This window comes from Streptomyces sp. NPDC029044 (assembly GCF_040637495.1).
Classification (GTDB): domain Bacteria; phylum Actinomycetota; class Actinomycetes; order Streptomycetales; family Streptomycetaceae; genus Streptomyces.
In genome coordinates this window covers 1-11,381 of record NZ_JBEZWN010000115.1, presented here as the reverse complement: position 1 = coordinate 11,381, position 11,381 = coordinate 1, and the positions used below count along the sequence as shown (strand labels likewise).

At 70.2% G+C, this 11,381-nt stretch carries 11 protein-coding genes and 1 pseudogene; 8 read left to right on the top strand and 4 right to left on the bottom strand.

Annotated elements, in window-relative coordinates:
* Together AB0E85_RS38885 and AB0E85_RS38880 are read left to right on the top strand one after the other, a co-directional pair.
* On the top strand, positions 1–534 hold a 534-nt coding region (locus tag AB0E85_RS38885), incomplete at its 5' end, for an ABC transporter permease subunit (protein WP_361937492.1).
* Between the two features lie 60 nt (positions 535–594).
* Positions 595–2,079 carry an NAD-dependent succinate-semialdehyde dehydrogenase gene (locus AB0E85_RS38880; protein WP_361937491.1) on the top strand — a complete coding sequence of 495 codons (1,485 nt, stop codon included), beginning with the start codon at positions 595–597 and terminating at the stop codon, positions 2,077–2,079.
* Between the two features lie 81 nt (positions 2,080–2,160).
* Here AB0E85_RS38880 and AB0E85_RS38875 read toward each other — a convergent pair whose 3' ends face one another.
* Positions 2,161–3,063: a LysR substrate-binding domain-containing protein gene (locus AB0E85_RS38875; RefSeq protein ID WP_361937490.1), complete on the bottom strand. Its 903-nt coding sequence runs from the start codon at positions 3,061–3,063 to the stop codon at positions 2,161–2,163.
* 110 nt (positions 3,064–3,173) lie between these two features.
* Between AB0E85_RS38875 and AB0E85_RS38870 the strand changes: the two genes are divergently transcribed.
* The 6 genes from AB0E85_RS38870 to AB0E85_RS38845 all read left to right on the top strand — a co-directional run bounded on the left by AB0E85_RS38870 (position 3,174) and on the right by AB0E85_RS38845 (position 9,007).
* Positions 3,174–4,373, top strand: coding sequence for a four-carbon acid sugar kinase family protein (locus tag AB0E85_RS38870; protein ID WP_361937489.1), 1,200 nt, complete (start codon positions 3,174–3,176; stop codon positions 4,371–4,373).
* Positions 4,370–5,338, top strand: a complete 969-nt coding sequence (gene pdxA / locus AB0E85_RS38865) for a 4-hydroxythreonine-4-phosphate dehydrogenase PdxA (RefSeq protein WP_361937488.1) — start codon at positions 4,370–4,372, stop codon at positions 5,336–5,338. The genes AB0E85_RS38870 and pdxA overlap by 4 nt, the downstream gene beginning before the upstream one ends.
* A 64-nt stretch (positions 5,339–5,402) precedes the next feature.
* Positions 5,403–6,062: a HisA/HisF-related TIM barrel protein gene (locus tag AB0E85_RS38860; protein WP_361937487.1), complete on the top strand. Its 660-nt coding sequence runs from the start codon at positions 5,403–5,405 to the stop codon at positions 6,060–6,062.
* 283 nt (positions 6,063–6,345) lie between these two features.
* Positions 6,346–7,485, top strand: coding sequence for an N-methyl-L-tryptophan oxidase (gene solA / locus AB0E85_RS38855; protein WP_361937486.1), 1,140 nt, complete (start codon positions 6,346–6,348; stop codon positions 7,483–7,485).
* 18 nt (positions 7,486–7,503) lie between these two features.
* Positions 7,504–8,475, top strand: a complete 972-nt coding sequence (locus tag AB0E85_RS38850; RefSeq protein ID WP_361937485.1) for a succinylglutamate desuccinylase/aspartoacylase family protein — start codon at positions 7,504–7,506, stop codon at positions 8,473–8,475.
* A gap of 97 nt (positions 8,476–8,572) precedes the next feature.
* Entirely contained in the window at positions 8,573–9,007 is a 435-nt protein-coding gene (locus tag AB0E85_RS38845) for an Lrp/AsnC family transcriptional regulator (protein WP_361937484.1), read from the top strand.
* 96 nt (positions 9,008–9,103) lie between these two features.
* Here AB0E85_RS38845 and AB0E85_RS38840 read toward each other — a convergent pair whose 3' ends face one another.
* The 3 genes and pseudogenes from AB0E85_RS38840 to AB0E85_RS38830 form a co-directional block, all read right to left on the bottom strand.
* Positions 9,104–10,534 carry an aldehyde dehydrogenase family protein gene (locus AB0E85_RS38840; RefSeq protein WP_361937483.1) on the bottom strand — a complete coding sequence of 477 codons (1,431 nt, stop codon included), beginning with the start codon at positions 10,532–10,534 and terminating at the stop codon, positions 9,104–9,106.
* Positions 10,527–11,279 (bottom strand): homoserine dehydrogenase, encoded by a 753-nt coding sequence (locus AB0E85_RS38835; RefSeq protein WP_361937482.1) that lies wholly within the window; start codon positions 11,277–11,279, stop codon positions 10,527–10,529. Before AB0E85_RS38835 ends, AB0E85_RS38840 begins: the two co-directional genes overlap by 8 nt.
* An 8-nt stretch (positions 11,280–11,287) precedes the next feature.
* Positions 11,288–11,381 (bottom strand): annotated as a pseudogene (locus AB0E85_RS38830) (IMPACT family protein); the annotation flags it as partial.

Genomic DNA, 11,381 nt, shown 5'->3' with positions numbered 1-11,381 from the left:
CCGCTGGTCATCCCGCAGATCGTCACCGCACTCGGACTGTTCCTGCTGTTCGAGCCGGCCGCGATGCTGGGCAGCCCCATCGCCATCGCACTCGGTCACACCGTTCTGGCGGCACCGATCGCCGTGCTGATCCTGATCGCGACCCTGCGCGGGATCGACGAACGGCTTGAGGACGCCGCCGCCAGCATGGGTGCGGGCCGTCTGACGATCGCCCGGAAGATCACTTTCCCTCTGGCGGCACCGGGCATGATCGCGGCGGCGATCTTCTCCTTCATCACCAGCTTCGACGAGTTCTACATCTCCCAGTTCCTGTCCTCGGTCGACACCGTCACCCTCCCCGTCCAGGTCTACAACTCCCTGACCTTCGAGATCGACCCCAGTGTCACCGCGGTCAGCGCCATCCTCATCGCCTTCGCCATCCTCGCCCTGGGCCTCGTCGCCCTGGTGCGCTGGCTCGGCTCCGGACGGCAGGACTCCCTGCTGTCGGTGGAGAACACGGTCGGCGTCGCCAACCCCGGAGGCGAGGCCGTATGACCATCCTCCGATCGTGCTCCCTTGACACACCACCTTGCGATCAGCGAAAGAGCCACGCGCATGACTGACACCCTCACCGCTCCCTCTGGGGAGTCGGCATTCCTGGAATCCGTCCCCCGTGGCTTCCTGGCCCACGACTGGCAACCCGCCACCGGCGGTCGCACCTTCGAGGTGCGCAACCCCGCGACCGAGGAAGTCATCGCCACCGTGGCCGACTGCGGCGCACAGGACGCGGTGAAGGCCCTGGACGCGGCGGCCGCGGCCGCCGACCAGTGGGCCCTCGCAAGCCCGCGGGACCGGGCGAGTGTCCTGCACCGGATCGCCGACGCCATGAGCGAACACCGTGAGCGGCTGGCCCGGATCATCACCCTGGAGATCGGTAAGACGATCACCGAAGCCCGGGGCGAGGTCGACTACGCCGCGGCCTACTTCCGCTGGTACGCCGAGGAGGCGGTCCGCCCCCACGCCCGCAGCACGCCCTCCCCGGACGGCAAGAGCCACATCGTCACCGTCGCCGAACCGGTGGGGCCCTGCCTGCTGATCACCCCGTGGAACGTCCCGCTGGCCATGGCCGCCCGCAAGGTCGCGGCCGCCCTCGCCGCAGGCTGCACCGCAGTGCTCAAACCGGCCGCGCTCACTCCGCTGTCCTCCCTGATCCTGGGCGAGCTGGCGCGTGAGGCCGGAGCGCCCGCGGGTGTCCTGACCGTGGTCACCAGCAGCGACGCGGCAGCTGTCAGCACGGCGCTGCTGGCCGACCCCCGGCTGCGCAAGCTGTCCTTCACCGGCTCCACCCCGGTCGGCAGGCTGCTGCTTCAGCAGAGCGGTGCCCGGGTGCTGCGCACCTCGATGGAGCTGGGCGGCAACGCGCCGTTCCTGGTCTTCGACGACGCCGACCTCGACCTCGCGGTCCGCGAAGCGATGATCGCGAAGATGCGGCTGAGCGGACAGTCCTGTGTCGGCGCGAACCGGTTCCTGGTGCAGGAGGGAATCGCCGACGAGTTCGCCGCCGCGCTGGGCGAGCGGATTGCCGCCCTCCGGGTGGGCTCCCCGGACCGGGAGGACACCGAGCTCGGTCCGCTGGCCGACCACCGGGCGGTGGACAAGGTCCGCCATCTCGTCGAGGACGCCGTGGCCCGTGGTGCCGTCGTCGTCGGCACGGCGGACATCCCCGACGGGCCGGGCCACTACGCCGCCCCCACCGTGCTGGACCACGTCCCCGCCGATGCCGCGATCATGCACGAGGAGGTCTTCGGGCCCGTTGCCGCCATCCACCGCTTCTCCACGGAGGCCGAAGCCGTGGCGGTTGCCAACGACACCGAGCACGGCCTCGCGTCCTACGTGATGACGTCTCACATCGACCGCGCCCGCAGAGTCGCCTCCCGTCTTGAGGCCGGCATGGTGGGCATCAACCGCGGGCTGGTCTCCGAGGTCGCGGCGCCCTTCGGCGGGGTCAAGCAGTCCGGTCTGGGCCGCGAAGGCGGACCCGAGGGCCTCCACGAGTACCAGCAGCTCAAGTACCTGTCGATGCCCGGCTTCAACACCTGAACAAGCCGACACGAGCGCGGGGCTGGCCCACGCCCTGGCCGGGCGACGTGGTGACCGGGGTGGCGACCCCTTGTCCGGTGGTCACACCGGCTCGGGGTCGTTTTCGAGCTGGCTGGTCTTGGCCCGCAGCCATGCCGTCAACTGGCGGACACGTCCGTCCTGCTCGGGTGATTGACGGCTGAGGAGGTGGTAGCTGGTGCCGTCGGGGACGAAACCGAAGGGGGCGACCAGCTGCCCCCGTTCCAGGTCGTCGTGGGCCACGGCATACGGGGCGATCGCGATACCGACGCCGGCCGCGGCGGCCTGGAGGGTCAGGTAGAAGTGTTCCAGGGTCTGCTGGGAGGCGGGCTCTGCTGTCATGCCGGTGATGCGTCGCCAGTCGTCCCACGCCTGAGGTCGTGTGTCGGTGTGCAGGAGGGGTGCCTGCGCCATGCCGCCGGCTCCGGTCAGGCGGGCCGCCAGATCGGGCCGGCAGACGGGTCCGATCCGCTCTGCGAACAAGCGGGTACGGCTCGCTTCCTCGGGGAACGGGAAGTCGTCCCTGCGGATCGCGAGATCGATGTTGTCCCGCTCGAAGAAGACGGGGCCGCCGCCGGCGGACAAGTGGACGGCGACGTCCGGCACGTTCACGGCCAGATCCGGGAGCCGGGGAATGAGCCACCGCATCAGAAGTGTGGGCTCACACGAGAGGGTGAGGGGTCCTGCGGGTGTGCGGTGCGAGATCTGCCGGGCTGCCGCATCGATCTGATCGAGTGCGTCCCGGACGACGGCCGCCAGCTGGCGAGCCTGCGGGGTCGGGCGCAGGGCGCGTGTCTGTCGCTCGAACAGCGATGTTCCAAGGGACCGTTCCAGGTTCTGGATCTGTCGGCTCACCGCACCATGCGTGACGTGCAGCTCCTGCGCCGCCGCGGTCATGCTCGCGTGCCGGACGGTCGCCTCGAAGGGCAGCAGCGTATTCAGTGGGGGAAGGGCCGACCATCGCATGCGTGAACTCAAGTCACAGGTCCTGTGAGAAGGAATCGTTTGTCCTGCTCCTTCACCTCGACGACCATTGATCTGGTCACAGAAGAGGGTGACTGACGGAGAGGTGGGGCATGACATTCCGCGACCACGTGCGGCAGGGGATCGCCATCCTGGCGGATGACCTCACCAGCGCCGGCGACGGTGCCGCACCGTTCCGCCAGGCAGGTCACGAGGCCCGGATCCTGCTCACCACCACGGAAGGCGTGCCGCGGCACGCCGTGGGCGTGAGTGCCGTTGACCTTGGAAGCCGGTCGCTGGACGAGGAGGCTGCCGCTGCGCTTACGTGGCGGGCGGCCCGCCTGTTCGCCGATTCCGAGTTGCTGTTCAAGACAGTGGATTCCACCTTGCGCGGTCATGTCGCGGCAGAGGTGCGGGCCGCCTGGGCGGGATCGCGGAAGCGGGCCGTCGTCATCGCTCCGGCCTTCCCCGCGGAGGGCAGAGTGACAGTGGAGGGCGTCCAGTACGTGGGGGGCGTACCGGTTCACGAGAGCGACTATGCCCGCGACCCGGTGCACCCCGTGCGGTGCTCGGACCTCGCCACGCTCTTCCCGGAGGCCGCTCTCGTTCAGCCGGACCGGGCAGCCGAGCTGCCCGAACTGATCGATGACGGCCGCCTGATCGTCTACTCCGCCTCCGAAGACGGCGACCTCGACCGTCTGGTGGCAGCGGTGCCGCGACTCGACGAAGTGCTGTGGGTCGGCTCCCCAGGCCTGGCGGCCGCCCTGGCCCGAAGGTGCGCACGCGCCACGGACAGCGCCGCATCACCGCCTGCCCCGCCGCCGGTCCGACGTCCGCTGATCGTGGTCGGCAGCACCAACCCGGCGACCCGACGGCAGTTGGCCGCGCTGCACACCAGGGCGGACGTCCAGGGTGTCACCGTCGGCGTCGATCCGGCCCCGGCCGTGGAGGCGTTGCGAGGCCTCACGGCCCCCGTCCTCACCGTGCGGACACCCGACGAACGCCACACGCCGCAGAGCGCCCAAGTATTCGCCAGCTCTCAGGCAGCAGTCGTCCGGGTGCTGGCCGAGGACCACACGGTCGACGCACTCGTCATCACCGGGGGAGAAACAGCCACCACCGTGCTCCAGCCCCTCGGTGCCACCGGCATCGACCTGCTCGACGAACCCGAACCCGGCGTCGTCCGCGGATCCCTGACCGGCCCCCTCCCCCTTCCCGTGCTGATCAAGGCAGGAGGCTTCGGCGACGACGCCCTGCTCCTGCGCCTGTGCCACCTCATTCGACAGCGCCCCGACCCAGGAGAGCACGCATGACCCCGATCGCCGTCACCATGGGCGACCCCTGCGGAATCGGCCCCGAGATCACTCTCAAGGCGTGCGCCGATGCCCGGCGCACCGTGCCCGTCGTCGTCATCGGCGATATGGACGTCCTCGCCCGCGCCAACAAGATCGCCGACACCCAGCTCGCACTCCGCCCCGTCACATCAGTCCGCGAGGCGACGTTCGCACCCGGCACGGTGGACGTCCTCACCGAGGGCAGCCTGCCCGCCGACCTGCCCTGGGGCACCCTCGACGCCCGAGCCGGAGCGGCGTCCTTCAGTTACGTCCGCCGCGGTATCGAGCTCGCGATGGCCCACGAGGTACGGGCTCTGGTGACCGCGCCGATCAACAAGGAAGCACTGCGCATCTCCGGCGTCCCCTACCCCGGGCACACCGAGATCCTCGCCGACCTGTCCGGCACCACGGACTACGCGATGATGATGGCCACCGACGAACTGCGGACCGTCCTGGTCACCGTGCACCAGTCACTGCGCACCGCGATCGACGCGATCACCACCCCGCGCGTGCTCGACATCATCCGCCTCACCCACCGCACACTCCAGCGCAGCGGTCTGCCCGCCCCCCGCATCGCCGTCGCCGGCCTCAATCCCCACGCCGGGGAGAACGGCCTGTTCGGCCGCGAGGACCTGGACATCATCACCCCCGCCATCCAGACCGCGCAGAGCGAAGGCATCCAGGCCAGCGGACCCTGGCCCGCCGACACCGTCTTCATGCGAGCCCGCGCCGGAGCCTTCGACGCCGTGGTCGCCCAGTACCACGACCAGGGCCTCATCCCCGTCAAGTACCTCGGGATCGAACACGGCGTCAACATCACCATCGGCCTGCCCTTCGTCCGCACCAGCGTCGACCACGGCACCGCCTTCGACATCGCCGGTCTCGGCACGGCCGACCACACCAGCCTGCTCGCCGCCCTGACCCACGCCGACCGCCTGTCCTAAGGGGCACCGGACCGCCCCTGACCCACCGACCCAGACCAGCCCCCGCACAGATCCGAAGGACACCATGGACTTCATCTTCATGCTCACCCGCGACGACCGCACCGTCACCGACTGCCTTGAAGTCCTCGACACCATCGAGGACCTCGGCATCACCCACATCGGATTCAAGGACATCGGCGTCGACCCCGACACCCTCGCCCAACTCCACACCCGCATCAGGAACATGGGCGCCACCACCTACCTCGAAGTCGTCAGCACCCACCGGGACCAAGCCCTTGCCTCGGTACAGACGGCCACCGAACTCGGCGTCGACTGGCTGATGGGCGGCACCTGGATCGAGGACACCCTCAACCTCCTGCGCGGCACCTCCGTCGGCTACCTGCCCTTCGCCGGAGAACCCCTGGGGCACCCCACCCGCCTCGCCGGCACCCCGGACCGCATCGCCGACGACTGCCGAAGAGCGGAGGCCGCCGGCTGCGCCGGCGTCGACCTCCTCGCCTACCGCGCCACCGATGCCGACCCTCTCGACCTGGTCCGCGCCGCCCGCGCCGCCACCACCGGCCGCCTGGTCATCGCCGGCTCCATCACCAGCACCGACCAGATACAGACACTCGCAGCAGCCGGAGCCGACGCCTTCACCATCGGATCCGCCGCCTTCGACGGCTCGTTGCAGCCCCACGCCGGCGCGCTGCGCTCGCAACTGGCCCCCGTGGTGGGGCTGTAGCGGCAACCTCCGCGAACCTGCGAGGTGGGCGGCGAGGAGCGCTCCCTTGTGCGGGAGTGGTCACCGTTTCGGGCCTATTGACTCCGCCCTGAGCTCCTGCAATTCTCTGTGCCAGATAATAGCACAATATGCCACAATGTGGCACGGTGAGACTGGGTGGGAGTCCCGACGCGGGACGAAAGGTGAGCAATGGGACCCCTATGGGCCGTCCTCTCCAGGTCGCCACCAAGCATCCTCACGCTCGGGCCCAGCTTGCGGCCCGGCGATACGAAAGGAAAGCCCTGTGTCAGCTGCGGGGAAGCGCGTCGCGGTCGTCGGCGTGGGAACGATGGGCAGCCAGGCCGCCTGGCGGCTGGCCGCCCGGGGTGCCGAGGTCGTCGGCTACGACCGGTTCGCGCCCGGTCACGACCGCAGCGCCGCAGGCGGCGAGACCCGGGTCTTCCGCAGCGTGCAGACCCACGACGGCCGCTATGTGCCGCTCGTCCGGCACGCCGACGCCCTCTGGAAGCAGTTGCAGGCGGAGACCGGGCGGGAACTGCGTCGTCTGACCGGAGCCCTGGTCATGGGACCGGCCGACGACCCCGAGATGCGTACCGTCATGGACGGCATCGCCGAGCACGGCCTCGACCACGAGGTGATCGGCGCCGAGGCCATGGCGAAGCGTTTCCCGCAGTTCCGCGTCGACGACGGCGACCTGGTGATCCTCGACTCCCACGCGGGCTTCGTCCGCCCCGAGTTGACGGTTCAGACAGCGGCCCGGCGGGCCGAGGAGCTGGGGGCCCGGATCCGCCGCTACACGCCGGTGCGGGAAGTCACCCCGGTCGCCGGGGGAGGAGTGGAGATCCGCACCGACACCGCCACTGAGCGCTTCGACGCCGCCGTCGTCACCCCCGGACCCTGGGTGGGCGACCTGTTGCCCGACCTGCCGTGGGACGTGAGCATCTACCGCACGATCAGCGCCTGGTTCCTGCCCCACCAGGACCACCCGGCAGGCGCCGAGCGTCCCGCCTTCATCCGCTGCGGCGACACCCCCTTCTACGGCATCCCGTCCCCGGACGGCCTGGCCGTCAAGCTCGGCCTGCCCCAGCCCCACCACAAGCCCGTGGACGACCCCAACCGGCTGGACCGGACCGTCGCACCGGAAGAACTGGAATCCTTCACCACGGCGGTGCGACGCCACCTGCCCGGTCTGAACCCCGACCCGGTGCGCCTGTCCGTCTTCATGGAGGGCTACACCGACAGCACCCTCCCGCTGGTCGGCCCCCTGCCCGGTTGTGACGACATCGTCCTGCTGGCCGGGTTCTCCGGCCAGGGCTTCAAGATGTCGCCCGCCATGGGCGACATCGCCGCAGACCTCGCCCTGGACGGCCACACCTCCCAGCCCATCGACTTCATCACCACGCACGGCCGCACCGCGGCCTGAGCGCGAACGAGGAAAGCCATGACCCTGACCATCGGCGCGCTGCGGGCCGAGCCCGGCCGCAAGACCCGCGGGTGTCTGCCGGCCGACATCGGCACCACCACAGTGGACGTGCCCCTGATCCTCGTGTGCGGCTCCCGGCCCGGCCCCAGGGTCGTGATCACCGGTGGTGTCCACGGCGGTGAGTTCATCGGCGTCGACGCCGCCACCCGCCTGGCCGGGCTGCTGGAACCGGACGAGGTCGCCGGTCAGGTGGTGATCTGCCCCGTGGCCAACTTCCCGGCCGTCTACGGGGGCAGGCTCAACATCTCCCCGCTGGACGGCGTGAACATCAACCGCGTCTTCCCCGGCGACAAGGACGGCGGCCCCACCGACCGCATGGCGGCCTGGCTGTTCGAGCACCTGATCGACGGCGCCGACGCCTACGTGGACCTGCACAGCGGCGGCATCGACCAGCGACTGCTCGACTTCGTCGGCTACCGCCTCACGTCCGACGACGCACTGAGCGCGAAGATCAGGGCCATGGCCCACGCGGTCGGATACGAGCGGGTCATCTTCGGGACCAGCCCGGACGGTGGCAACAGCCACGCCGCCGCGAACCGGCGGGGGATCCCCGCGATCCTCATCGAGACCGGTCAACTCGGCGACCGGGGCCCCGCCACCGTCCGCAGGCTCCTCGACGGCCTGCACCGGCTCCTGCACCACCTCGGCGTCATCGAGGCGCCGCAAAGCCTCGCACCGGTGACCGTGCAGCCGCGTGACTGGATCTGGACGGGCGAGGTCGAATCTCCGGCCGCAGGCCTCTGGTACCCGGACGCGGTCACCGGTGACGAGGTGACCGAGGGGCAGACCATCGGTCGCATCATCGACCCGGTCGACGGCACCGAGCTCAAGGTCTCCGCCGTCTCCACCGGAACGATCATCTACGACATGAACGGGCTGACCGTGCGCCCCGGCACGCACCTCGCCGCCATCGCCACCCCCCACACCTGAACCGAGAACCCACTTCGTCGCGCACCTGCTCGGCGACGCCGCACTCTGCCTGGCCGCGTGGAGAAGCACACCGACGAGCACGCCCCGGAGGTCCACAATGGACGCCATCGACGAGAAGATCATCGCGGAGCTGACCCGCAACGCCCGCGTTTCGCACTCCGAGCTGGCCGGCAAGGTGCTGCTGTCCCGCAACGCGGTGCGCCAGCGCGTCGAACGTCTGGAGCGTCAAGGCCACATCGCCGGTTACACCATCGTCCGCGCGGGCTACGACACCGGGGACGTCGTCTCGGCGCTCGTACTCGTCCACCGCCAGGACCGTATGCGTGGCGGCGATGTCCTGGCCGCGCTCAAGCGCATCCCCGAGGTCGTGATCTGCGAGATCCTCAGCGGCGACTTCGACATCATGGTGCGCCTGGAGGCGGCCTCGCTGGAACGCGTACGGGGCATCCGGGAGGACATCGCCCAGATGCCCGGTGTACGGGACACGGTCACCGCGCTCACCCTGTCCAGCGTCGTCAACCGCCGTCGCTGAAGGCGGGGTTCGGCGGAGCCGGGATGAGCAGCGCATCCCGGCGTCCTTCCCGGTCACCGGTCGGTGCCAAGGGTTCGCGCTCGGCGCGGAAGGCGGTCACTGGACCACTTCGCTGATGTGGTTGACGCAGACGACCTTGGGCTGGGTCATCACCTCGAAGGCGAAGCGGACGCCTTCCCGGCCCATGCTGCCGTGCTTGAATCCGCCGAACGGCATGGCGTCGAAGCGGTAGTCGGACGAGTCGTTGATCATCACTCCGCCGGCTTCCAGCAGCCGGGCCGCGGTCAGGGCGCGATCCAGGCGGGAGGTGAAGATGCCGGCGTGGAGGCTGTAGTCGATGGCGTTGGCCTGCTCGATGGCGTCCTCGAAGGAGGTGAACGGCTGGAGTACGACGACCGGGGCGAACACCTCCTCCTGCCAGATCGAGCAGGCAGCGGGGACGTGTTCCAGGACTGCCGGCGTGTACAGGGAGCCGTTGACGGTGTTGCCGCACAGCAGTACCGCGCCCTGGGCCACCGCCGTGTCGACCTTGGCCCGGGTGGCGGCCGCGGCTTCCTGGGTGATCATGGGACCGACGTCGGTGCGCTCGTCGAGCGGGTCGCCGGTGCGCAACAGCCGGGTGCGAGCGACGAAGGCGTCGCGGAAGCGCTCGTAGACCTCGGCCGCGACGAGGATCCGCTGGGTGCCGATGCAGTTCTGGCCCGCGGCCCAGAACGCGCCGGAGACACAGGAGGCCACCGCCTCGTCCAGGTCGGCGTCGTCCATGACGATGACCGGGGCGTTGCCGCCCAGGTCCATGGCGAGTTTCTTCAGGCCGGCCGTGCGGGAGATGGCCTCGCCGGTGGCGAAGCCGCCGGTGAAGGAGATCATGCGCACGTCGGGGGCGGCCACGATCGCGGCGGCGACATCGGCATCGCCGTTGACGACGGTGACGATCTCCTCGGGCAGGCCGGCCTCGATGAGGGTGTCGACCAGCCGCAGCGCGGACAGCGGCGTCAGCGCGGACGGTTTGAGGATGACCGCGTTGCCGCCGGCGACGGCCGGGCCGAGCTTGTGCGCGACCAGGTTCAGGGGGTCGTTGAACGGGGTGATGGCGGCGATGATGCCCAGCGGTTCGCGGGTGAACCAGCCCTGCCGTTTCTCCGAGCCCTCGTAGGAGTCGAAGGGGATGACCTCGCCGGCGTTGCGCCGTGCCTCGGCCGCGGACAGGGACAGGGTGTTGACCGCGCGGGCGACTTCCTTGCGGGCCTGGACGATGGTCTTGCCGGCCTCGCTGACGATCAGTCGGGCGAAGGACTCGGCGCGCCGCTCGACCAGGTGGGCGGCGCGCTCCAGCACCGCGGCCCGGGAGGCGCGGGACAGCGCGCCCGCGGTACGGCGTCCGCACCTGGCCTGCTGGAGGATGCCGCCCACGGCGCTTGCGTCGACGGTGGGCACCGAGGCGATGACCTCGCCGGTGTAGGGGTTGTGCACGGGCGCCGTGTCGGTGCCCAGTTCGATGCCGGGGGGCACGACGGTGTCAGACACGGTGAGTCTCCTTCAGGACGGGACGCGTGGGGACGGTGTCGTCGTCGGCATGGCGCTGGTGGATGGCGATGATGTCCGACAACAGGGCGTATGCGGTCTCGGTACGGCCGGCGCCCGGGCCACAGACCGTGACGGTGCCGAGGAGGTCGGTGTGGAAGGCGACCGCGTTGAGGGGGCCGGAGACCCCCGCCAGAGGGTGGTGTGCCGGCAGGGCCAGCGGGGCGACGCGGGCATCGACGCTGCCGTCCTCGTGGCGGGTGGCGGAGCCGACCAGCTTCCAGCGCAGTCCCTTGTCCGCGGCGTCCCGCACCTCGGCGGGCGTGATCGCCGATATGCCCTCGCAGAAGACGTCCTCGCGGCGCAGGTCGGCGCCGAGGACCTCGTTGGCCAGGATCATGACCTTGAGCGTGACGTCGTGGCCCTCGATGTCGGCGGTGGGGTCGGCTTCGGCGTACCCGAGGTTCTGGGCTTCGGCGATGGCGGCCGACAGTTCGACGCCCTCTTCGAGGCGGCCCAGGACGTAGTTCGAGGTGCCGTTCATGATGCCCTGGACGCCGGTGATCTCCAGGCCGCCGAACATGCGCCGGGCGGTGCGCAGGATGGGGGTGCCGCTGAGGACCGAGCCCTCGAACTCGAAGCTGACACCACGCTCGGCGGCCAGCTGCTTCAGTGCGCGGCCGGCGAGTGCGACCGGGCCCTTGTTGGTGGTGCACACGTGCTTGCCCGACTCCAGGGCCCAGCGCACGTGTGGCCGTTCTCCAGCTTGCCGGCCCGCAGGTGGTCGACGGTGACGGTGGCCAGCCGGTACCTGCGGCGGGTGCGGGTGCCGAGGGTGTCCAGGGCCTCG